This is a genomic window from Bacteroidota bacterium, assembly GCA_021300195.1.
GTDB lineage: Bacteria > Bacteroidota > Bacteroidia > J057 > JAJTIE01 > JAJTIE01.
The window spans coordinates 11600-33869 of sequence record JAJTIE010000018.1 but is presented as its reverse complement, the minus strand read 5'-3'; the positions used below and the strand labels follow the sequence as shown (position 1 = coordinate 33869).

Below are 22270 nucleotides of genomic sequence, written 5' to 3'. Positions count from 1 at the left end.
GTGGGTGGGCGGGGTGTTTTTTCGTCGAAATAGTTTTACACAGCACGCCCCGGCAGGTTTTGCACTATGTGCGCTACTACCTCCGCTGCCGACTTGCCCGCTACGGGCACAATCACGTGCGCCTTTTTGTAGTACGGTGCCCGCTTGTGTAGCGTATGCGCCAGGTAGCTTAGCAGGCTTTGTGGGGTCTGTTCGCGCAGCAGCGGGCGTTTGCCGGCGTCATCCTTAAGTCTTTCGGCCAATAGCTCTTCGTTCGCCTGTAGGTAGATCACCGTACCGGCTGCCAACATCTCTGCCGCGTTGCTATAGTAGCAGGGTGTACCCCCTCCACAGCTGATCACCCCCTGGCCCTGCAGCCCTAGTACCCGCCTCAGCTGCGCCTGCTCTATCCTGCGAAAACCCTCCTGGCCCTCAGCATCAAAGATCTCCGCTATGGTTTGCCCTGTTTCTTGCTCTATCTCTGCATCCAGGTCTACAAAGGGCAGGTTTAGCGCACGCGCCAGCAATAAACCCAGCGTGCTCTTCCCGCTGCCCATCATGCCCCAGAGGAATATCTTCATTAAGTAGAAAAAAACAAGTGTCTATCCGGTTCTCGGTTCGTTCTTCCAGGCCAGCCTGATACGCTTGGGTGAAATACCTGGCCACGCTTGGAACCAAGGTAGCATATATACAAAAAAAAGATAGGTTCGGCCCTGGCTGTACGGCTTCAGATGACCGTATTCAGTTTTCGCCCGTCCGTATCCCAAGGCCTTCGCTTTTGCATAGCGGGCTTTCGTAGTTTTGTAGCTGCTAGCCTGTGGCAGGCCAGCCCCAATAAACTAAACTACCCCCTGAACGTAAACGACATGACCCTTTTCAATCGGTCTTTCCGTCTTTATCGCATCGTGCTACTTTCGGCATTTGGCTTGGCTTTTCTGTTGGTCAGCCTCTTTATCGCCAGTGTGCTGGATGAGATGCCAGGCCTGGAGGATCTGGAAAACCCGGATACCAACCTGGCTACCCAGGTTTACGCTGCCGACGGGAAGATGATCGGCTCATACTACCGCCACGAAAATCGCGTATATGCTCGGCTCAGCCAGCTGCCGGGCCACCTGCGCGAGGCACTGGTAGCCACCGAGGACCTGCGCTTCTACAGCCACAGTGGCATCGATTTCATCGGCCTGCTAAGAGCCTTTGGCGTTCAGCTGAGCGGGGGCAGGCAGGGGGGTAGCACCATCACCATGCAGCTGGCCCGAAACCTGTACAACGAACAGGTGGGCCTGGACCGTAGCATGGCGCGCAAGATCAAGGAGATGATTGTAGCTGCCTACCTGGAGCGGCGCTACACAAAGGATGAAATCATCCTGCACTACCTGAACACGGTGCCTTTTGGCAGTGTGCTGTATGGTATCCAGAGTGCCTCCAATGCCTACTTTGCCAAAAGCTGTACAGAGCTGAAACCCGAGGAGAGTGCCCTGCTGGTGGGTATGCTGAAGGGGCCCACGGCCTACGACCCCCTGCGCCACCCCGAGCGGGCCAAGGAGCGCAGAAACACCGTGCTGGCCCTGATGCGAAACCAGGACAACCTGACCGACGAAGAAGCCGAGCGCCTAATGGCCAAGCCCCTGGGCGTGAAGAAAAATGTGCGCTGGGCCCACAATAGCGGCCTGGCTCCCTATTTCCGGGAGTTTATCCGCAAGGAGCTGAAGACCTGGTGCGAAAAATGCGAGGTAACCATTAACCACAATGGCCGAAAGCGATGCCCCAACATGTACACCGATGGACTGCGGGTATACACCACCCTGGATACCCGCCTGCAGGCCCATGCCGAGGCGGCCATGCGCGCCCACATGCGCGCAGAGCAGGAGCGCTTTAACAAGCTGATGAAAGGACAAGAGCAGTGGAAAAAGGACCCGGAAATCATACGCCGGGCCGTGCTGCAGAGTGCACGCTACAATGTGCTGAAAACAAGCGGCCTGGGTCACGATCAGATTATGGCCAGCTTTGCTGAAAAACGGCCTATGCGCGTGTTTGCCTACAATGAAAAAGGGTACATGGATGTGGAATGGACGCCGATGGACAGCATCCGCTACTACAAGCAGTTTCTGGAAACGGGCATGCTGGCCATTAACCCAGAAAACGGCCATGTAAAAGCCTGGGTGGGCGGCCTGGATGCCGAATACTTCAAGGTAGACCACATTGCGCAAACCAAGCGACAGGTAGGCTCTACCTTCAAGCCCTTTGTATACACCGCCGCCTTCGACAACGGCTACACACCCTGCACACGTGTAGACGGCGGGCCGCTAGAGTGGGTAGACCCCAACACCGGAAAAGTGTGGCGGCCCAAGAATGCCGACGGCAAGTACCCCCGCGGCAAGCTCGCCCTGCGCAAGGCCCTGGCCTACTCCGTAAACACCGTTACCGCACGCCTCATCACCGAGAAGGTGAGCCCCGGCGAGGTGGTGCGCTATGCCCAGAAGATGGGCATACAATCTGAAATACAAGCTGTGCCTTCGCTCGCCCTCGGCACCTTCGAGCTGAATATTATGGAGCTGGTAAATGCCTATGCCACCATTGCCAACCAGGGCGTGTGGGTAGCGCCGGTGTACATTACCCGGATAGAAGATAAGTTTGGCAATGTGCTGAAGCGCTTCGTGCCCGAAACGGCCGAAGCCCTGAAACCCGAAGTGGCCTACCAGGTGGTAGAAGCCCTGCGTGCAGTAGTGGACTATGGCACAGCCGGAAACATGAAACCCCAGTACAAAGTACCCTACGAGCTGGACGTGGCGGGCAAAACCGGTACGACCAACAATAATACCGATGCCTGGTTTATGTGCATCACGCCCGACCTGGCAGTGGGTGCCTGGGTGGGCAATGCAGACCAGGCCATACACTACCCCACCTGGAGTGTATACGGCCAGGGTGGGCAGCTGGCTATGCCCGAGGTAGCTACTTTTCTGAAGGCCACCTATGAGGATAAAGTGCTGGCCTATGAAAAACGCCCCTTTCTGCGCCCGAAGGGGCTGGAAACAGACCCAAACTGTACCCAAACAGTGGACCCCGACAGCCAGGTTCGTTTCTTTGAGGAGGAGGGTGGTAGCCGCATGGGCGACGTGTTTGAAGACGAGAAGGAACCGGCCAAAGCACCCTGATGCTGCGTACCCTGCATCTTCTTATCCGGCTAGAGTGGATGCTGGAGCGCCGGAGCCCTACGGCTGTGTACAGCCTGCTTTTCTATGGGCTGCTCCTTGCCTTTACCATTGGGCTGGCCTACCACCAGCCCCTGCCGGCTAATACTTGGGCCGTACTTTACATGATCGCCCAGGCCTTTGTGGCCATTACTGCTGTGGGCAAGAGTTTTTTGGCCGAACCGGCAGGCATAGCCTACTACCGGCACCAGCTGGCCCGGCCCGCCCAGCAGATGCTGGCCCGCCTGCTATACAATGCGCTGCTTATGCTGCTCCTTCAGCTGTTGCTAACCCTGGCATTTCTGCTATTTGTGCCGCGCCAGGGGGGCGTGCCAGCAGCCGTGTGGGCCCTGGCTGGGCTTACGGCCCTGGCATACGCCGCCGCCCTTACGCTGAATGCCGCCCTGGCCAGCGCAGGTAGCCAGAAGAGTATGCTGATGGCTATCCTGAGCCTGCCGGTTCAGCTACCTATCCTGCTAACTGGTATAGGTGCCCTGCAGAAGCTGTTTGTGGCACTACCCTATGGTCGAGACCTACAGGCACTGGCCGCCATGGCCTTGGGTTTCGGCCTGCTAAGCTATATTTTGTATCCCTTTATTGCCCGGGATTAGGAACCCAAATGCGCAAAGGGGCGTATAGCCGGTATATGGCAGAGTTGGCCCATCGTATTCCGCTCGATATTAAGCTTTGGCATACAACCGAGCCACTCGATTTCTTTCTGGATCAGTGCCCGGCACAGGTGCGTGCACAGTTTGACCCAGGCTGGCACCCGCGCAGGCAGTATGAGTATGCTGCGTCGCGCTTTCTGCTTTACCGCATGGTGGATCCCGCCCTGGTGCTCCATAGCACCCCCCGTGGTGCCCCCTTTTTTGCGGATACAGACCTGGCCGTATCCATTAGCCATTGCCAGGGCTATGTAGGGGTGCTCCTGGGCCAGACTGCGGTGGGGCTGGACCTGGAGCAGACCCTGGTGCCGCGTAACTGGAACACGGCCCGTGTGTTTATGAACGAGGAGGAGCTGAGGCACTACGAGTCAGACCGATCTCCGGCTACCTTTCTGGAGGTATGGTGTGCCAAGGAGTGCCTGTACAAGGTACTAAATACAGACTGGCCGGATCTCTCCTTCAAGCGGCAACTGTGGGTACAGCCAAGTCCAACCCCAGGCGCGGTTTTTCCGCGGCAGCTACCAGGCGGCCTAAGGCGGCAGGAAATAGAGCGCAGCTATCTGGTGCACATAGACCAGCCCGTGCCCGATCTTATTGTGGCAGCTACCACCGGCGAGCCCATCCCAACCCCAGTACCTTGATGCAGCCTGTGCAGCGATTCCGCTATCGCGTAGTGGGCCGCGTCCAGCGGGTTTACTTCCGCGCCAGTGCACAGGCCGTAGCCCGAGAGCTGGGCCTGACAGGCTGGGTGCGCAACGAGCCAGACGGCAGCGTGCTGGCCGAGGCAGAGGGCCCAGCGCCAGCCCTCCGGCAGTTTGCACACTGGCTAGCCCAGGGCCCACCCCAGGCGCTTGTGCAGCAGCTACAGCAAACAGAAGTGCCCCCCCTGGCAGATACCGAGGGCGACTTTCTGGTTATTGCCTAGCGCACGGGATTCTACTTGGGTGCGTGGCATCTGTGTGGCATAAGCCCTACCTTTGCGCCATGTCTTCCTTCTCTATCCAGGGCCAGATACACGCCCTAATGCCTACCCAGCAGGTGAGCGCCAGCTTCCGCAAGCGAGAGCTGGTGGTGAGCTATGCCGAAAATCCTCAGTACCCCCAGCTCATCAAGTTTGAGACCATACAAGAGCGCTGCGATCAGCTGGACGCTTTTCAGCCGGGTGATACCGTGCAGGTGCACTTCAACCTGCGCGGGCGCGAGTGGACAAACCCCAAGGGAGAAAAGGTTTATTTCACCACACTGGAGGCCTGGCGGGTAGAGGCCGCCATGGCTGGTGGCCGCTCCACAATGCCCCCCCCGGCCGATCCGGCCCATTTTGCCGATCTGGCCCATCAGGAAGAAGAATCCGACTTACCCTTTTAGCCCCGCAGGAATGAAGCAGATCCTTGCTGTGCTAGCACTAGCCATCCCGGCCCTGGTGGGCTGTGGCCCCGATGCTTATAGAGAAGGGGTGGCCGCAGCCCGGCAGCGCTGCGGCTGTATGCAGCAGTATAAGCAGATAACCCCCCAGGTATATGAGCAGTGCCGGCAGGATGCCGCTCCGTTCTTTCAAGAAAAGGCCACCCCTTTCAAGGAAGACAAAGACGCGCTTATGCAGTTCAACGAGGGCTATGCCGCTACCCTGAAGGAATGCGGTGGCGACCAGCGGCCCGAGTAAATCTCCTACCTCAGGTTTAGGGATAGTCCCAGCCCCGGCACGGGCATGCGTGCGCTAGGCAGAATGCTTGGGTACACGGCCAGGCTCAGGTCGTCTGACACATCGAAGTAGTACATGTGGGCATCCACGTATGCCTCTACGGCCACGAGCGCATAGCCGAGGCCAGTCAGCAGGATGCTCAGATCCCGGTTTCGCCGGAAGAAGTCTCGCTGCTCGCGGTACTGTACCCGCAGTGCGTCCTGCTGGTCTTCCGCCAGGGCGCGGTAGCGGATAAACTGATTGTGGTTAAAAGCAATGGCATAGGCCCCAGCTGCTGCTGCCCCCCAGATGATGGGTAGTTTCCAGTAGTCGCGGTTGTAGAGCTGGCCCAGGCCCGGCAGGATGAGGCTGTACAGAGCTGCCCGGTTGGGCCTGGGCCATTCCAGGCTGTAGGCGCGCTTTTTGTGTTTGTTCCCTTGGCCGGTCGTGTCGGCCTGTGGGAGTGCGTCTGCCGGGTTTGTAGCCTGGCTGTCGGGCAGGTAGGCATCCTTGCTCCGTGGCCGGTCTGTTCTTGCACCGGTGGTGTCGGCCTGCGCCCAGCCCGTGCCGGGCATCAGCAGCAGGCCCAGCAGTATGCAGGCAGCCGCCAGTGGCAGCCTCCGGGGGGTAGCCCTGCTTGCTGCTGTGCATTGGCCACTCATGCCATCAGCTCCAGGAGGCGATTCAGATCGTCCCCGTTGTAAAACTTGATTTTGATTTCGCCGCTCCCATCTTGGCCGGTTTGTATCCGCACCTTGGCATCCAGCTTGCGGCTCAGGTTGCGCTCTACCTCCAGGGCCTGCAGGGCATAGGCAGTGCGTTCCGTTTTGCTGGGTTCTTCGGTTTCTTTTGTGGCCTTGGGGCTGCCTATCTGGCGTACACGCTCTTCGGTGGTGCGTACACTCAGGTCCTTATCCATCACCTCTCGGAAGATCTCCAGCTGGTACACCGGATTGTCTACCGACACCAGGGCGCGTGCGTGGCCCATGCTCAGGCGTTTGTCTCGCAGGGCGGCCTGTATCTCGGGGGGTAGCTTCAGCAGGCGCAGGTAGTTGTTTATGGTAGGTCGCTTTTTACCCACCTTCATGCCCACCTGCTCCAGGGTCAGCTCGCATTCATCCATCAGGCGCTTGTAGCCCAGGGCCTCTTCTATGGGGTTCAGGTTTTCGCGCTGGATGTTTTCGATGAGGGCCATTTCTAGCATCTGCTCATCGTTGGCCGTGCGTATGTAGGCCGGTATCCGGCTCAGGCCAGCCCGCTTACTGGCTTGGTAGCGGCGCTCGCCACTTATCAGCTGGTAGCTATCCTGGCCCATACGCCGTACGGTAATGGGCTGTATAATGCCCTGCTCGCGTATGCTGGCGGCCAGTTCTTCCAGCGCATCTTCATCAAAGTGTGTGCGGGGCTGGTAGGGGTTAGTCTCTATGTGCTCCAGGGCTACTTCGTGAATGGAGCCGGTCTCGCCATAGCCGTGGTTTGCCACGCTACCTGCCACATTGTACTCCGCTTGGGGGATGAGTGCATCCAGCCCACGGCCTAGTACTCGTTTTGTTGGTTTTTTTTCCGCCACTTTTTTCTGTTGCTCTGCCGGCTGTTTGGCCGGTTCGTTTTTTTAGTCTCTGCCTATTGCTGTTTGTTCTCGGGTGGTCATTCGCTTTGTTCCTGCATCAGGGCTGGCTTACAGCCTCGGGTAGCTCGGTACGCATGGGGATGTTGTTTTTCCGCAGAATCTCGGCGGCGAGCGACAGGTAGTTGAGCGAGCCTTTGCTGTTTGCGTCGTGCATAATAACGGGTACGCCAAAGCTGGGCGCCTCGCTCAGCCGGGTGTTGCGCTGTATCACGCTCTCGAACACGATGTCCTGGAAGTGCATCTTTACCTCATCCACCACCTGGTTGCTCAGGCGCAGGCGCTGGTCGTACATGGTTAGCAGGATGCCCTCTATATCCAGGTCGGGGTTCAGGCGCTGCTGCACAATCTTGATGGTATTCAGCAGTTTGCCCAGCCCCTCCAGGGCAAAGTATTCGCATTGTACGGGCACAATCACGCTATCTGCCGCGGTCAGGGCATTCACTGTGATGAGGCCTAGTGAGGGTGAGCAGTCTATGATCACAAAGTCGTAGTCGCCCTTCACCTTGTCTATCACGGCCCGCATCTTCTTTTCCCGGTTGTTCAGGTTGATCATTTCAATCTCGGCCCCCACCAGGTCAATGTGACTGGGCAGGATGCTCAGATTGTTTACGAGCGTCTGCAGGATGATGCCGCGCGGGTCTACGTCGTCGTTTGTAATGCACTCATAGATGGAGGCCTTGATGTTTCGTGGGTCGAAGCCTACCCCGGAGGTGGCATTGGCCTGTGGATCTGTATCTACCATCAATACCTTAAACTCCAGCACCGCCAGGCTGGCAGACAGGTTGATGGCTGTGGTAGTTTTACCCACTCCCCCTTTTTGGTTTGCAATCGAGATAACCTTGCCCATTATAAGCTCCTTATACGTACATTATTTCTTTCCTGGGTTGGCGTGCAGCCGATTAGCCCGCTTATTGCGTGCATTTTGCTAGCTTGTCAGCCCTTGCAGCCAGGTGCAAAGGTAAGCGAAAAAACAGCTTATGTTGATAAGCTCGGCCAAAATTCCACATAGGTTCGACAAGCGGTTGATTCTGCTTGCTCTATGGTTTTTCTGTGGTTGCAGCAGCCCACAGCGTACCGATCGTCAGGTCTTGCGGCTGAATCTGCATGCCGGCCTTACCAGTCTGGATCCTGCTTTTGCCAGCAACCAGAGCAATGTGTGGATGTGTCAGCAGCTATTCAGCACCCTGGTGGGGGTGGATAGCAGTGGCGCCCTGGTGCCGGATGCAGCCCGCAGATGGGCGCGTAGTGCCGACGGGCTGTCCTATCGTTTTGAGCTGCGCACTGATTTGTACTTTCATCCACACCCAATCTTTGGGCTTAGCCGCACCCGCAGGCTTACGGCCCGCGATGTTTCCTACACCCTGCACCGCCTATGCCAGCCCGAAACCGGTAGCCCGGGCCTGTGGATCCTGAATGGCAAGCTGAGGGGCGTAGCAGCCTACCGCACTGGCCAGGCCGATACCCTGGCAGGCGTGGCGGTGGTGAATGACAGCACCCTGGTGCTACACCTGGAGCAGCCCTTCCCGCCCTTTCTGCAGCTGCTCTCCATGCCCTATGCGGGCATTGTGCCACAGGAGGTAGTGGCACACTACGGAAAGGATTTTCGCCAGCACCCCATTGGCACCGGGCCTTTTCGGTTCTACCGCTGGGAGGAGGGGCGGCTGCTGGTGCTACACCGCAATCCACACTACTACCAGCGCGGCCTGCCGCGCCTGGATGCTGTGGCGGTGCATTTCATCCCCTCCAAGCTGGGCGCCTTCAATGCCTTTCTGGAGGGGCGTATAGACCTGATCGATGCCCTGGATCCCAGCTATCAGGACGAGCTGCTGACTGCCACTGGCCAGCTGCGGCCCAGGTATCGTCCTCTCACCTTCTACGCCGGCCCCCAGCTCAGCACCGAGTACCTGGGCATCCGCCTGGACCCCACCAGCCGCCACCCCCTGCAGGATGTGCGGGTGCGGCAGGCCCTCAGCCTGGGTATAGATCGTGCGGGCCTATGCCGCTACCTGCTGCACGGCACAGCCCTGCCGGCCGCGCAGGGCCTGGTGCCCCCGGGCATGCCGGGCTACGCAGGTCCGCCCGCACAGGCATCGGGCTACGACCCTGCCCGTGCGCAGGCCCTGCTGGCTGCAGCGGGCTACCCCGGTGGCACGGGCCTGCCCGTGCTGCAGCTGTACACCAACCCTGGCTATGCCCATGTGGCCCAGTATCTGCAGAAAAACCTGGCTGCCCTGGGCATCCGGCTGCAGCTGGCGCTGGAGGAGGGCAGCACCCTGCGCGAGCGCATCCGTAAGGGCGAGGCCCTGCTGTGGCGTGCCAGCTGGGTGGCAGATTATGCCGATCCCGAGAACTTTCTCTCCCTCCTCTACAGCCCCAATCACCCACCGCAGGGCAGTGCCACCACCCGCTACCGCAGCCCCGCTGCAGATGCAGCCTATGAGGCGGCCCTGCGGGCGCCCGATAGCCTGCGCATGCGCTACTATAGGCAGATGGAGGAACAGATGCTGCAGGATGTGCCCCTCATCCCGCTCTACTACTATAAGACCTTCCGGCTGGCACAGCCCTGGGTGCAGGGTATGCCCACCCAGGCCATGAACCTCTACTTCCCACTCAAGTATACCGCCATCCGGCCTAGGCCTGTGGCCGCCGGTGCAGCCGCAGGGCGGTGAGCAGCAGCAGCAGCCAGCCCAGCATCAGGCACAGGCCGCCTGCAGGTGTTACATACACCAGCCACCGTGGGCCACCAGCCAGGTAGAGATACAGGCTGCCGCTAAACAGCAGCACACCGGCCACCAGCAGCCGGGCTGCCCAGCTGCGCTGGGCCATGCCTGTGGGTATAAGCGAAACACCCACCAGCACCAGGGCGTGGTACAGCTGGTAGCGCACGGCCGTATCAAAAGTAGCCAGCTGGGCCTGGTTCAGCACCCCCTTTAGCCCATGGGCCCCAAAGGCCCCGAGTGCCACCCCACTGAGGCCCAGGGCCGCAGCGATGGCGAGTATCCATGGTTTCATGCCCGCAAAGCTAGCACGAAGCGGCACGCACGGCTAGCCCTGTCGCCACAGCCACTTGCGGAATACGCGTGTTACCGTAGGAATACCCACAAACACCATATAGGGCACCAGGATAAGCGAGAGTACTAGCGAGCGCAGCGGCAGTGGCAGCCCGGCCAGTGCCGGCCCCAGCACCGCCAGCAGTAGGGTAATCATGGGATAAATGGCTAGCCAGATCAGCACAGCCATTTTGTGCTTGGGTGGTTGCATAGGCAGCAAATGGAGTTGATTATTCCCCTACAAGTGGCTGGCCCGAAAGGTTCAACTCGCTGCTGGCGGGGTCGAGCCCCTACGCGCTGGCCTTTCAGCCAGCCATTGCGTACCTTTGCGTTATGAAGAGAGGGCTGATAGCTTTTCTACTCCTTGCCCTGTGTGCGGCCTTTGCCCCTGCGGGGAATGAGGCCATAGGCTGGTATGACCTGGATACCGCCGTGGCAAAGGCCAAGCGGGAGGGCAAAAAGGTATGGATTTATGTGTATACCGATTGGTGCGCCTGGTGCAAGATTATGGAAAAGCAGTCTTTTCAAGATCCCAAGATCATCCGCTACCTGGAGCAGCATTTCGTACCTGTCAAGCTGAATGCCTGGAGCAAGGAGACCGCTAGTTTTCAGGGCAAGCGCTACGGCTGGATGCAAACCGAGAACTGCCATGGCCTGGCCTACCAGCTGCTGGAGGGCAAAATGGAGTATCCCACTACAGTCATTTTGTCAGAAAAGCAGGAAATCCTGTCGCCCGTACGCGGTTATCTGGACCCGGGGATGATGAAAAAACTCCTCGTCTACTTTGGCGAAAATGCCCACACCTATCTGGAATGGGCCTATTTCAAGGAGAAATACAATTACTAGATACCCCCAGGGACCCCGGATGTCGGATTGCGCAGCTGGCTTCGGCAAGGTGTTTGATGGGGAACAAGAGTCGATGAACGTCCTTTATCTGAATTAACGACATCCCGATGAGCGAGAAAGAACTGGAAAAGCAGGCCGAGCAAGAGCCAAATGAGAAGCCCGAGCCCGAAGCCGGGCACGGCCGGGGCGAAGAAGCCACCGACTGGCAAGACCGCTATGTACGCCTGGCTGCCGAGTTTGACAACTTCCGGCGCCGCACCAACCGTGAGAAGGAGGACCTGCTGAAGTATGGAAACACCCAGCTGCTGAAGGCCCTGCTCCCCCTGCTGGACGACCTGGACCGTACCCTGGCCGTGGCCGAAACCAGCGAGCCCGAGGCCCTGATAAAAAGCCTGAAACTGGTGCACAAAAACCTGAACAGCACCCTGGAAAAACAAGGCGTGCAGACCATAGATGCCATGGGCCAAGTGTTTGACACAGAGCTACACGAGGCCATTGCCAGCCTGCCCGCCCAAGAGGCAGAGAAAAAGGGAAAGGTGATAGAGGTAATAGAAAAAGGCTACCGATACCAGGAGCGGGTGATCCGCTACGCCAAGGTGATAACCGGAGAGTAGTAAGCGCCCACCAGCAGGCTCCCTGCAGATCAGTTTAAGGAAAAGACATGACCCGAAGAGATTACTACGAAGTGCTGGGGGTGGCCCGCACAGCCCAGGGCGATGAGATAAAGCGTGCCTACCGCAGGCTGGCTATCCAGTACCACCCGGACAAAAACCCCGGGAATAAGGAGGCGGAAGAAAAATTTAAGGAAGCGAGCCAGGCCTACGAGGTGCTGAGCGATGCCAACAAGAAAGCCCGATACGACCAGTATGGCCATGCCGGCGTAAATGAACAGGGCTCCGCAGGCGGTGCCGCGGACTTTTCCGACATTTTCAACCGATTCTCCGACATATTCGAAGGTACGGGCTTCGAGGGCTTCTTCGGCGGCAACCGCAGTGGCCGCGGCCGCCGCAGACAGGGCCAGCGGGGCAGCGACCTGCGCATAAAGCTACGCCTTAGCCTGGAGGAGATAGCCAAGGGCGTGGAGAAAAAGATCAAGATCCGGCGGCATGTGGGCTGCCCCACCTGCACGGGCACCGGTGCCTATGACAATGGCAGCTTCCAGACCTGCAGTACCTGTAGTGGTGTGGGCGAGGTACGCCAGCAGGTAGGCGGAGGCTTCTTCAGCCAGATTGTTGTATCGGCCTGCCCCGCCTGTGGCGGCGAGGGCAAGATCATTACCAAAGCCTGCATGAACTGTGCGGGCGAGGGCCGCATAGAGCGCGAAGACAGCCTAACTGTAAAGATACCCGCTGGGGTGAGCGATGGCATGCAGCTGAGCATGCGGGGCCAGGGTAATGTGGGCAAGCGCGGCGGAGAGGCAGGAGACTTGCTCGTCCAGTTTGAGGAGATCCCGCACGAAACGCTGGTACGCGATGGCGAAAACGTGATCTACGACCTCTACCTCAACTTTGCCGATGCCGCCCTGGGTACCAGCGTAGAGGTGCCCACCCTGGATGGCAAGGCCCGGTTCCGCGTAGAGGCTGGCACCCAGAGTGGTGAGATCAAACGCCTGAAGGGTAAGGGCATACCCAACATCAATGGCTATGGGGCGGGCGACCAGCTGGTCCACATCAATGTATGGACCCCCCGCAGCCTGAGCTCGGAAGAAAGGAAGCTGCTGGACAAGCTACGGCAGAGCGAAAACTTTGTACCCAACCCGGGCAAGCAAGAAAAAGGCTTCTTCGCCAAGATGAAGGAGTTTTTCGGGGCCGAATAGCTGGCTGCCTGCTGTACGGAGCTACAGAGGTTTCCGTTGCATTTTCGGGCGTGTCTTGCCCGACTCCTGTGCTGTGCGCATCTGTGCTTGCCGATGAACTTTTCTATACGTTTCTGGTTTTGAGCAGGCACATCCTTGTTTCCGCTGGCTACTAACAAGAATAAGAAAGTGCGCTCGCTTACCTCTGTTTTCATTCTGGTCTTTCTTTTTGTGCTGATCGACCTGTACTTCTACCAATCGGTGCGTGCCCTGCTGCCTGCTGCCGGTCGTACCCGCACGGTGGTCCAGTATGGCTACTGGCTATTTAGTACCCTGGTGCTGCTGTGGTTTGTGGGCATCGCGCTCAGCAGTGGCCCCGGCCCCAGTGCCCTGCGTGGGGGCAGCCTGGCTGTGTATGCTTTTTCTTCCATCATCGGCATCTACCTTGCCAAGCTGATAGGCACCCTGCCCCTGCTGCTGGACGATACCCGCCGGCTGATGCTGTGGGGCTACCAGGCCGTGGCTGCTGCCCCGGCACCCGGCGTGCCCATCTCTCGTTCCACCTTTCTCAGCTGGCTGGGCCTGGGCCTGGCCGGCACCCTGTATGGGGTAATGCTGCTGGGCTACCGGAACGCCTATGCCTACCAAACCCGCCGCCATACCCTGCGCCTGCCCGGGCTGCCCCTTGCCTTTGACGGGCTGCGGGTGGTGCAGCTGAGCGACATCCACGCCGGCAGCCTGGGCAACCACCAGGCCGTGAATGCCGGCATAGACCGTGTGCTGGCCGAGCAGCCCGACCTCATCCTGTTTACGGGCGACCTGGTGAATGACCGAGCCGTGGAGATGGGCCCCTGGAAAGATAGCTTTGCCCGCCTGCGGGCACCCTTGGGTGTATACAGCATACTGGGCAACCACGACTATGGCGACTACAGCGAGTGGCCCAGTGCCCAGGCTAAGGCCGAAAACCTGCAGGCCCTGAAAGACCTGCATGCCAGCATGGGCTGGCGCCTGCTGCTGAATGAGCATGTGCGCCTGAAGCGGGGCGAAGATGAAATAGCCCTGGTGGGGGTGGAAAACTGGAGCGCCAGCACCCGCTTCCCTAGCCATGGGCGCCTGGCCCAGGCCATGCAGGGCAGCGAGGACCTGCCCTGCCACCTGCTGATGAGCCACGACCCCAGCCACTGGGATGCCGAGGTGCGGCCCGCCTTTCCACACATAGCCCTCACCCTCAGTGGGCACACACACGGTATGCAGTTCGGTACCGAGAACCCCTGGTTCCGCTTCAGCCCTGTGCAGTGGCTATACAGGCAGTGGGCGGGCCTGTACCAGGCGGATGCCCAGCAGCTGTATGTAAACCGGGGCTTTGGCTTCATTGGCTACCAGGGCCGTGTGGGCATCCTGCCCGAGATAACCGTCCTTACCCTGAAGCGTGCCTAGCCGCGTGCCCACCGGAGGATTTCGCGCAGGCTGGGTTTCTTGCCATACATCAGCATCCCCACGCGGTAAACGCGGGCCGATAGCCAGACGGACCCCCATACACTGGCTAGCATCAGCCCCATGCTGAGCAGTAGCTGCCAGGCAGGTACGTCTGCACCGGCATAGCGCGCCATCATGGCCACAGGCGCAAAGAGCGGAATCAGGCTCATGCTGACTGCCAGTGTGCCATGAGGGTCGTTTATGATAGCCCCCAGGAACAGTAGTGGGAGCATGATGGGCAGCATCACAAAGCCGCTGAGGTTCTGGCTATCGCTCTCCTGATCAGCAGCGCTGCCCAGGGCGGCAAACAGGCTGCCGTACAGCAGGAAGCCGGTCAGGAAAAAGAAGCCGAAGAGCAGCAGCAGTTTTGCATCTATAAGCGCTAGCATCTGCCGCACTACCTGTGCCTCCCTGCCATCTGGTGCCGCTGCCAGCTGTGTGGCCAGCTCGGGTGTGCCCGGCATGCCGCCCCCCACTGCCAGCATGCCCCCGCCAATTATCAGCAGGCAGGCTAGCAGCACACCCCAGATGGCAAACTGCGTAAGCCCTACCGCGCCTATGCCTAGCAGCTTGCCCAGCATCAGCTGGAAGGGCCGCACCGAGCTGATCACCACTTCCACAATCCGGTTTATCTTCTCCTCCATCACCCCCCGCATGACCATAAGGCCATAGATGATGAGCAGGATATAGTTGAGTAGGGCCATGGCGTAGCCCACGGCATAGCCCAGACCCTGGTTTCCGGCCTCTTCGCCCGCCTCGGATAGGCGGGTGCCGCCAAAGCTCAGGTCCAGCTCGGTCTGTGCCAGCTGGCTGCGTGGCACCCCGGCAGCCACCAGTTTTTCCTCCTTGTACAGTTCGTTCAGGGTCTGCTTCAGCTCGCCCAGGGTGGCAGCCCCTGGTTGGCCGTGCGTGTAGTAGGCCACATGGGGGTGCTTCAGGTTGGGCGCGCCCATGGCATAGATGCCTATGCTGTTCGGCAAGGCCCGAATGCGCCGGGCCAGGGCCCGCTGATCATCTGGTACGGAGATGAACGTAAAGCGTTCATGCCCGTGCTCGGCCAGCAAGTGGGCCAGGGGCAGCTCCTGCCGTACGAATACGGTGTAGGCACCATCATCGCTTTTTTCGGTAACCAGTATGGGCAGGAAAACAAGCCCTGCCAGCAGCACGGGCATACCCAGGGTGCTAAACAAAAATACGCGTGTGAATACCCGCGTGCGGTATTCGCGCCCAATAATCAGCCATAGTTTACGCATGCTGCTGTACAGTTTGGATGAAAAGACTATGCAGGCTGGGCACCAGCTGCTGGTAAGACAGTAGTGTATAGCGCTGGTTCAGCCAGGCTATCAGCGCCATTCGGTCGCCCTGCACCTCCAGGGTATGCTCATTCAGCAGGATCCAGCTGCCGGGCAGTTCCGCCAGCAGTTCGGGTGTCAGCTCCTCTTCCAGCCCGAAGCGGTATCGGTCTTGCCGGTGCTGCCGCTGTAGCTCCCGCAGGCTACCCTCGTACAGCACCTTTCCCTGGTGGATAAGGGCCAGCCGGTCGCACAGCTGCTCGGCCTGCTCCATGCGGTGCGTACTCAGGATGAGTGTTCGGCCTGTACTCCGGCATTCTTCTATCACCTCTTGCAGCACCTGGCTGTTGATGGGGTCTAGCCCGCTAAAGGGTTCATCCAGGATCAGGATTTCGGGCTCGTGTGCCACGGTGGCTATGAATTGCACCTTCTGCTGCATGCCCTTGCTCAGGCTCTGCACTGGGCTGTGGGCACGGTCTGCTAGTTCAAATCGCTCCAGCCACTGCCGGGTGCGGCTTCGGGCCTCATCACGGTCTAGCCCTTTCAGCTGTAGCAGGTAGTGCAGGTGCTCGTCCACCCGCATCTTGCGGTATAGGCCCCGCTCCTCGGGCAGGTAGCCCATGCGCTGCTGATGGTGCTCGGCCAGCGGTTCGCCCTGTATCCATATGCGCCCCGAGTCGGGGTACAGGATGCGCGTAAGCATGCGGATCAGCGTGGTTTTGCCGGCCCCGTTAGGGCCCAGCAGGCCTAGTATCTGCCCGGCCTGTGCGCTTAGGCTGATACCATCTACGGCGCGCTTTTCGCGGTAGGCCTTGGTTACCGATTCTACCTGGATCATCTACGAAGCTAGAAATTTCTGCATAGATGGTGGCACAGGGTAGCGTATGCCGCACCCTACTGGCTCACTTATCGCTCCAGCCATTGTTTGAATTCGGCGGCATTTTCCTGGCTCACCACCACCTGCCCGTTGGGTTTCGGTAGCAGTTCCAGGTTCAGCTTGCCCTTTTCCAGGCTACAGATGCGGCCGATAGCCGAGAAGTTGATCAGAAACTGCCGGTTGGCGCGGTAGAACTGATCGGGGTCCAACTCGGCCTGCAGTTCACTCAGCGTCCTTTCGCAGATGTAGTTGTTCCCGGCCGTGTCTCGGACGAATACGATCTTCTGCTCCGTAAACAGGTAGGCAATCTGTGGGGTCTCCAGGGCTACAAAATCTCGCCCCTTGCGCACCACCACCCGTTTCTTATAGGCAGCCTGCTTTTCCAGCCTCTGTAGCAGGCTGTCCATTCGTGCACCTGTGTAGTGCTGCTCGGTTTTGCGCACCTTGGCCAGTGCCTGCTGTAGCTGTGCCTCGGTATAGGGCTTCAGCAGATAGGCCGCGCTGTTGTAGGCATAGGCCTCCAGGGCATGGCCGGCATGGGCGGTGGTAAAGATGATGGGGAAATCAGGTTTCAGGCTCTCGAGCAGCTCGAAGCTGGAGCCATCTCCCAGCTCTATATCCAGAAACACCAGGTCGGGGGCCGCATTCAGTTCGAACCAGGTGTGTGCCGCAGCTATGCTGTCCAGGCAGCCCAGTACCTCCACATTGGGCTGCTTGCGTAGCAGCCGGGCCAGCCGCTCGCGGGCCCTGGGTTCATCTTCTACAATCAGTACTTTCATCATCGGTATACCTCAACCAGTGGGAGCCGAACCAGAAAGTGTGTGGCACTGGCCCGCACCTCTATCAGCTGCCGAGTGGCCAGCAGGTAGCGCCCCCGCAGGTTTTCCAGCCCCAGGCGCGTAGAATAGTCGGGCTGATTTTTGGTCCGGATCTCATTCTCTACCTCCAGCCATCGCTGCTGCCCGCTGTGGCTTTCGCGCACCTGCACACATAGGGCCGATTCGCTAGACAGCCGGTTGTGCTTGAGCGCATTTTCGGCCAGGGTAAGCAGGCTGGTTGGCGGAATCAGATACCCGTTTGGGTTGAGCTGCAGGGTATACTCCAGCCGAAAGCTATGGCCAAAGCGTAGCTGCATCAGGGCCTCGTAGTGTGCCAGGATGCCCAGCTCCTCCTCCAGCAGCACCAGGGGCTGCTTGCCATGCTCCAGCACGTAGCGATACAGCTGGCTCAGGTGCTGCACAAAGTCTTCGGCTCGTGCTACATCTTCCTCCATCAGCTGTAGCAGCACATTCAGGCTATTGAACAGAAAATGAGGGTCTACCTGCTGCATCAGAGCCTGAAGCCGGGCCTCGCTGCTGGCCTGGGCTAGCTGGGCCTGTTTCAGGGCCAGCTCCTGGGTTTTGCTTAGGTGAAAAGCTGTTTCGTAGTAATGCCCCACCACCAGCACACTGGGGATTAGGAACAGCAGGTTTCGCTGTTGAATGTCCCACACGTAGGGGATGGTGAATAGCCAGCAGGTAAGCGCAACGCCGCCAACGCTGAGGGCGGCGGTCAGCACGCTGTGCGCTAGCAGCCAGCGCACCATACGCCAGGTGCGCTGCTCGCTCCGGGGTTCGTGCGCCAGCAGCCAGCGCAATAGGCGCAGGTTCAGTTCCCACACAAAGGCCGCGTACAGAAAACACCACCCATACAGGAGCACGTACCCCTGAGCGGAAAAAATGCCGTAGGCGATAAAACCACTCAGGCTGGGCACCAGCAGGGCAAAGATCAGCAGGCTCAACCAACGGATCCAGCTAATGTGCCTTTGGGGTTTCAGCCAGTCTATATTCCAGTTTGGCATCATGTTTTCCGGCTTGGGTGCTTTTTTGTGGCACGCTTCTTACGGCCCCCTTACCTTCGTGCTTTATCCGACCAATGACCAAAGTACGGATAAAACAGATTCTTCTATTATCTTCTATAAATCAAAATAATGATGAAAAACACCCTAACCTGGTTTGAAATTCCGGCAGCCGACCTGGATAGAGCCATGAGCTACTATGGAACCCTGCTAAACGCGAAGCTGGAGGCCACCACCATGGCCGGAGAAAAAAGCAACATGAAAATGGCCATGCTACCCTACCAGCAGCAGGAAGGCGGTGTGGGCGGCGCGCTGGTAAAGAGCGATATGCACAAGCCGGCCACTACGGGCACCGTGGTGTATCTGGACGTTACCGGCAGGCTGGATCAGGTTCTCTCTGCCGTACCGCAGCAGGGGGGCATGGTGCTAATGCCCAAGACCTCGCTGGGCGAGCACCTGGGGCACATTGCCCTGATGAAGGACACTGAAGGCAATGTGGTGGGCCTGCATGACCTGAGCTAGCGTACACGCCTGTACCGCAGCCCGGTTTCCACCCCATCCGGGGCAGGGGCGCACTCTCTCCCCGGATGCTTTTTTGTGTACCTTTGCAGCTAATTACCTCTACGCTTACATAACATGAAAAAACTCAATTACCTCCTATTTGCACTGCTGGCTGTAGCAGCCGTGGCCTGTGCAGGCGAAAAACCGAAAGAACAGGCAGAAAAAGCCCCCGAAGAGAAACCCGCCCCGCCGATGCCTGATATGGCCTGGTTTGAAATACCAGCAACCAACCTGCAGCGTGCCGTAAAATTCTACAACACCATCCTGGGTGTAGAGCTGAAAGTGGAGAAGCAGAAGCAGGGAGCGGGCGAGTCGGAGATGGCCTTCTTCCCGGCCCGCGAGCAGCACGGCCTGTCTGGCCACATTTCCGTCCACCCCAAGATGAAACCGGGTGCAGGGGGTACCCTGATTTACCTGAAGGGCGGCAAGGATGTGCAGCCCATTCTGGACCGAGTAGAGAAAGCAGGGGGTAAAATATTGGTTCCCAAAACCGATATTACACCCGAGCTTGGCCACTTTGCCATTATACAGGATACCGAGGGTAACGTGATAGGACTGCATGCACCCGAGCTTACCAATGCGGGGCCGTATGATATGGGCTGGTTTGAACTGGCCACCGCAGACCTGGCCCGTGCCAAGACCTTTTACACCCAACTGTGGGCGGTAGATTCACTGGTGCAAGAGAAGAATTGCACCCAGCCCCTGGTGTACTTCCCACAGGCAAAAAAGACTTTTAGCGGCGCCCTGGTAAAGGATGCCAAGGCGAAACCCGGTATGGCTGGCCCGCTGGTATACCTGAACTGTGGCAATGACCTGGCCCCCATGCTGGCCCGTGCCGAAAAGGCCGGTGCCAAGGTACTGCTGCCCAAAACGGATCTGCCCGAAAACATGGGTAGTATTGCCGTCTTTATGGACAGCGAGGGCAACCAGGTAGGCCTGTATGCCATGCCCGCCGTGGCTGCCGAGGCCGAAGGTGCCGAGGCAAAAGCCCAGAAATAGCCCTTTCTAGCTAATTAGAAACCAAGCGACCTCATGAACGGGGGTCGCTTTTTTTATCTTTCACGCTATGTCTTTTTTTACACAGGCCTACCTCGATTTCTTTCTTGAGCTGAGCGCAAACAACCACAAGGAATGGTTTGATGCCAACCGGCAGCGCTACGAACAGCATGTGAAAAAACCGTTCGAGCTTTTTGTGGCGCGGCTGATAGCGGGCACTCAGGCAATCGATCCCCGCATACAGATCCAGCCCAGGGATGCGATCTTCCGCATCAACCGCGACATCCGCTTTAGTGCGGACAAAACACCCTACAAGACCAACCGCTCCGCCGTTATCGGGCTGGGGGGCCGCCGCCAGTATGACATACCCGGCTACTACATCCAGCTGGGCCCCGATTATCTATGGATAGGCGGCGGGCTGTATGGCATGGATAAGGCCCTGCTGGGCCGTGCCCGCAGCAATATGGCTGCCGAGCCTGGCGCGATAGATGCCCTGCTGGCACAGCCGGCATTCAAAAAATACTACGGTGGCCAGCTGCTGGGCGAGAAGAGCAAGGTGCTGCCCCGTGCGTACAAAGAGCTGGCCGATCGGCAGCCCCTGCTGTACCACAAGTACTGGTACTACATGGCCGAGCTGAAGGATACAAGCCCTATGCTGGCCCCAGATTTCGATCAGCTTGTGCTGGCCCACTTTGCAGCAGGCCGGGAGGTGAACGCCTACCTGGAGTCGCTGGTTGCTGCCGAATAGCTGGAGGGGCTGTGGCGTGGAGAGGGAGATGCTCCGCTGCTCCTGGTGGTGGTTACAGCAACGTATTGAAGGCTATGCTCCGCTTGCTGGGGTAGTCCAGCGTATAGTGCAGGCCGCGAGACTCGTGCCGCACCTTGGCACTCTTGATGATCAGGTAGGCAATGGCTATCAGGTTTCGCAGCTCGCACAGCTCCGGGCTCAGCACCGTACGCTGATAGAAGGCCTCGGTTTCCTGGTATATCAGGTGTATGCGTCGCTCGGCCCGCTCTAGCCGCAGCTGGCTGCGCACAATGCCTACATAGTCGCTCATAATGTTCTGCACCTCGGCCAGGTTGTGGCTCACCAGCACCCACTCATCGGTATTGCGCATATTCTGGGCATTCCAGTCGGGCACCTGCTCTTCATGCAGGTAGGCGTCTACCAGCCCCTGTGCATGCAGCGCTGCTCGGTGGGCATACACCACGGCCTCTAGCAGGCTATTGCTGGCCAGGCGGTTGGCCCCGTGCAGGCCGGTGTGGCTACACTCGCCTATGGCATACAGCCGCCCTATGCTGCTCTGCCCATGCGTGTTTACATCTATTCCCCCGCACTGGTAGTGGGCGGCAGGCCGTACGGGTATCAGCTCGCGCGTTAGGTCCAGGCCCTTGCCCAGGCAGGTTTCGTAGATGGTGGGGAACTCTGCCTTCAGCTCATCGGCAGGCAGGTGGGTGGCATCCAGGTACACGTAGCTCAGGCCGCTGTGCTTCATCTCACTGTCTATGCTGCGGGCTACTATGTCTCTGGGAGCCAGCTCCAGCCGGGGGTCATATTTGTGCATAAAGCGCTGCCGACTGTGTCCGCCCCGCAGGTAGGCCCCCTTGCCCCGCAGCGCCTCGGTGAGCAGAAATGCCGGGCGCACCCCGGGGTCGTACAGGGCAGTGGGGTGGAATTGGTAGAACTCCATATTGCAGATGCGGGCCTTGGCCCGCAGGGCCATGGCTACGCCATCTCCGGTGGCCACCTCGGGGTTGGTGGTGGCGGCATACACATTGCCGGCCCCGCCGCTGGCCAGCACCGTTATGCGGCTCAGGATGGTTACCACCTGGTTTTGCGCCACATCCAGGGCATACACGCCATAGCACTGGATGTGTGGGTACCCCCGGTTGATGTACAGCCCCAGGTGGTGCTGCGTGAGGAGGTCCAGGGCAAAATACTGTTCCGTAAGCCGGATGTTTGGGTGCTGCTCCACGGCTCTTAGCAGGGCTCGGGCTATCTCTGCCCCCGTGGCATCCTGGTGGTGCAGGATGCGGTGGGCGCTGTGCCCCCCCTCGCGGCCCAGCATCAGGCTGCCGTCCTGGTTCCGGTCAAACTCGGCTCCCCAGTCCATCAGCTCCTGTATGCGCCTCGGCCCCTCGGTTACCACCATGCGTACTACGGCCTCATCACACAGGCCGTCTCCGGCTATCAGGGTGTCTTGCACATGCTGCTCCAGGCTATCCTCGCTGCCGAATACGCCGGCTATTCCGCCCTGTGCCCACCAGGTGTTGCTCTGTTGTTTTTGTTTTTTGGTAATAATCAGCACCTGTTTGCCTGTTTCGGCAGCCTTTAGCGCAAAGCTTAGGCCGGCTACACCGCTGCCGATCACCAGATAGTCGGTATGAATACGCATCCTG

General features: G+C 59.0%; 25 protein-coding genes. 14 read left to right on the top strand and 11 right to left on the bottom strand.

The features are described 5' to 3' along the window. Positions 1–35: 35 nt before the first annotated feature. Positions 36–560 carry a shikimate kinase gene (locus tag LW884_04420; protein MCE3007580.1) on the bottom strand — a complete coding sequence of 175 codons (525 nt, stop codon included), beginning with the start codon at positions 558–560 and terminating at the stop codon, positions 36–38. Positions 561–710: 150 nt separating this feature from the next. On the opposite strand from LW884_04420, the gene LW884_04415 reads away from it, so the two are divergent. From LW884_04415 to LW884_04390, 6 genes are read left to right on the top strand one after another with little or no spacing between them, the layout of a single operon-like run. Beyond that, positions 711–3131 (top strand): transglycosylase domain-containing protein, encoded by a 2421-nt coding sequence (locus LW884_04415; protein ID MCE3007579.1) that lies wholly within the window; start codon positions 711–713, stop codon positions 3129–3131. After that, positions 3131–3778 carry a hypothetical protein gene (locus LW884_04410; protein MCE3007578.1) on the top strand — a complete coding sequence of 216 codons (648 nt, stop codon included), beginning with the start codon at positions 3131–3133 and terminating at the stop codon, positions 3776–3778. The genes LW884_04415 and LW884_04410 overlap by 1 nt, the downstream gene beginning before the upstream one ends. Before the next feature lie 35 nt (positions 3779–3813). After that, complete coding sequence (locus tag LW884_04405) at positions 3814–4473, top strand: 4'-phosphopantetheinyl transferase superfamily protein (protein ID MCE3007577.1); 660 nt, start codon at positions 3814–3816, stop codon at positions 4471–4473. Between the two features lie 8 nt (positions 4474–4481). Continuing rightward, positions 4482–4757, top strand: a complete 276-nt coding sequence (locus LW884_04400) for an acylphosphatase (protein ID MCE3007576.1) — start codon at positions 4482–4484, stop codon at positions 4755–4757. Between the two features lie 59 nt (positions 4758–4816). Continuing rightward, entirely contained in the window at positions 4817–5197 is a 381-nt protein-coding gene (locus tag LW884_04395; protein MCE3007575.1) for a DUF3127 domain-containing protein, read from the top strand. A 10-nt stretch (positions 5198–5207) separates the two neighbouring features. Continuing rightward, positions 5208–5492: a hypothetical protein gene (locus LW884_04390; protein ID MCE3007574.1), complete on the top strand. Its 285-nt coding sequence runs from the start codon at positions 5208–5210 to the stop codon at positions 5490–5492. Positions 5493–5497: 5 nt separating this feature from the next. Here LW884_04390 and LW884_04385 read toward each other — a convergent pair whose 3' ends face one another. The 3 genes from LW884_04385 to LW884_04375 all read right to left on the bottom strand — a co-directional run bounded on the left by LW884_04385 (position 5498) and on the right by LW884_04375 (position 7987). Next, positions 5498–6172 (bottom strand): DUF5683 domain-containing protein, encoded by a 675-nt coding sequence (locus LW884_04385; protein MCE3007573.1) that lies wholly within the window; start codon positions 6170–6172, stop codon positions 5498–5500. Next, positions 6169–7080, bottom strand: coding sequence for a ParB/RepB/Spo0J family partition protein (locus tag LW884_04380; protein ID MCE3007572.1), 912 nt, complete (start codon positions 7078–7080; stop codon positions 6169–6171). Before LW884_04380 ends, LW884_04385 begins: the two co-directional genes overlap by 4 nt. Before the next feature lie 97 nt (positions 7081–7177). Next, positions 7178–7987 carry an AAA family ATPase gene (locus tag LW884_04375; protein ID MCE3007571.1) on the bottom strand — a complete coding sequence of 270 codons (810 nt, stop codon included), beginning with the start codon at positions 7985–7987 and terminating at the stop codon, positions 7178–7180. A gap of 241 nt (positions 7988–8228) precedes the next feature. Here LW884_04375 and LW884_04370 point away from each other — a divergent pair, with 241 nt between their 5' ends. Further along, positions 8229–9809: an ABC transporter substrate-binding protein gene (locus tag LW884_04370; protein ID MCE3007570.1), complete on the top strand. Its 1581-nt coding sequence runs from the start codon at positions 8229–8231 to the stop codon at positions 9807–9809. Here LW884_04370 and LW884_04365 read toward each other — a convergent pair. Continuing rightward, positions 9772–10152 (bottom strand): DUF423 domain-containing protein, encoded by a 381-nt coding sequence (locus tag LW884_04365; GenBank protein MCE3007569.1) that lies wholly within the window; start codon positions 10150–10152, stop codon positions 9772–9774. The genes LW884_04370 and LW884_04365 overlap by 38 nt on opposite strands. 33 nt (positions 10153–10185) lie before the next feature. Beyond that, positions 10186–10401, bottom strand: coding sequence for a hypothetical protein (locus LW884_04360; GenBank protein MCE3007568.1), 216 nt, complete (start codon positions 10399–10401; stop codon positions 10186–10188). 122 nt (positions 10402–10523) lie between these two features. Between LW884_04360 and LW884_04355 the strand changes: the two genes are divergently transcribed. From LW884_04355 to LW884_04340, 4 genes are all read left to right on the top strand, one after another. Next, on the top strand, positions 10524–11036 hold the full coding sequence (locus tag LW884_04355) for a DUF255 domain-containing protein (protein ID MCE3007567.1): 513 nt from the start codon (positions 10524–10526) through the stop codon (positions 11034–11036). A 107-nt stretch (positions 11037–11143) separates the two neighbouring features. Continuing rightward, positions 11144–11650 carry a nucleotide exchange factor GrpE gene (grpE, locus tag LW884_04350; protein ID MCE3007566.1) on the top strand — a complete coding sequence of 169 codons (507 nt, stop codon included), beginning with the start codon at positions 11144–11146 and terminating at the stop codon, positions 11648–11650. A 47-nt stretch (positions 11651–11697) separates the two neighbouring features. Next, positions 11698–12852 (top strand): molecular chaperone DnaJ, encoded by a 1155-nt coding sequence (gene dnaJ / locus LW884_04345; protein ID MCE3007565.1) that lies wholly within the window; start codon positions 11698–11700, stop codon positions 12850–12852. Between the two features lie 168 nt (positions 12853–13020). Then, entirely contained in the window at positions 13021–14268 is a 1248-nt protein-coding gene (locus tag LW884_04340; protein ID MCE3007564.1) for a metallophosphoesterase, read from the top strand. On the opposite strand, the gene LW884_04335 is transcribed toward LW884_04340, so the two are convergent. The 4 genes from LW884_04335 to LW884_04320 all read right to left on the bottom strand — a co-directional run bounded on the left by LW884_04335 (position 14265) and on the right by LW884_04320 (position 18319). After that, positions 14265–15560, bottom strand: coding sequence for an ABC transporter permease (locus tag LW884_04335; protein MCE3007563.1), 1296 nt, complete (start codon positions 15558–15560; stop codon positions 14265–14267). The genes LW884_04340 and LW884_04335 overlap by 4 nt on opposite strands. Beyond that, a complete protein-coding gene (locus tag LW884_04330; GenBank protein MCE3007562.1) occupies positions 15553–16437 on the bottom strand; it encodes an ATP-binding cassette domain-containing protein in 885 nt (294 codons plus the stop codon). Before LW884_04330 ends, LW884_04335 begins: the two co-directional genes overlap by 8 nt. 68 nt (positions 16438–16505) lie before the next feature. Continuing rightward, positions 16506–17258: a LytTR family DNA-binding domain-containing protein gene (locus LW884_04325; protein ID MCE3007561.1), complete on the bottom strand. Its 753-nt coding sequence runs from the start codon at positions 17256–17258 to the stop codon at positions 16506–16508. After that, complete coding sequence (locus LW884_04320; GenBank protein ID MCE3007560.1) at positions 17255–18319, bottom strand: histidine kinase; 1065 nt, start codon at positions 18317–18319, stop codon at positions 17255–17257. Before LW884_04320 ends, LW884_04325 begins: the two co-directional genes overlap by 4 nt. A 126-nt stretch (positions 18320–18445) precedes the next feature. On the opposite strand from LW884_04320, the gene LW884_04315 reads away from it, so the two are divergent. The 3 genes from LW884_04315 (at position 18446) to LW884_04305 (ending at position 20618) form a co-directional block, all read left to right on the top strand. Further along, positions 18446–18835: a VOC family protein gene (locus tag LW884_04315; GenBank protein MCE3007559.1), complete on the top strand. Its 390-nt coding sequence runs from the start codon at positions 18446–18448 to the stop codon at positions 18833–18835. A gap of 114 nt (positions 18836–18949) precedes the next feature. Beyond that, the gene (locus LW884_04310) at positions 18950–19873 is read left to right on the top strand and encodes a VOC family protein (protein MCE3007558.1); all 924 of its coding nucleotides are present in this window, start codon (positions 18950–18952) and stop codon (positions 19871–19873) included. Between the two features lie 67 nt (positions 19874–19940). Next, a complete protein-coding gene (locus tag LW884_04305) occupies positions 19941–20618 on the top strand; it encodes a DUF2461 domain-containing protein (protein MCE3007557.1) in 678 nt (225 codons plus the stop codon). Positions 20619–20670: 52 nt separating this feature from the next. Here the strand turns inward: LW884_04305 and nadB are convergent, their stop codons facing one another. After that, positions 20671–22266, bottom strand: a complete 1596-nt coding sequence (nadB, locus tag LW884_04300) for an L-aspartate oxidase (GenBank protein MCE3007556.1) — start codon at positions 22264–22266, stop codon at positions 20671–20673. Positions 22267–22270 lie beyond the last annotated feature (4 nt).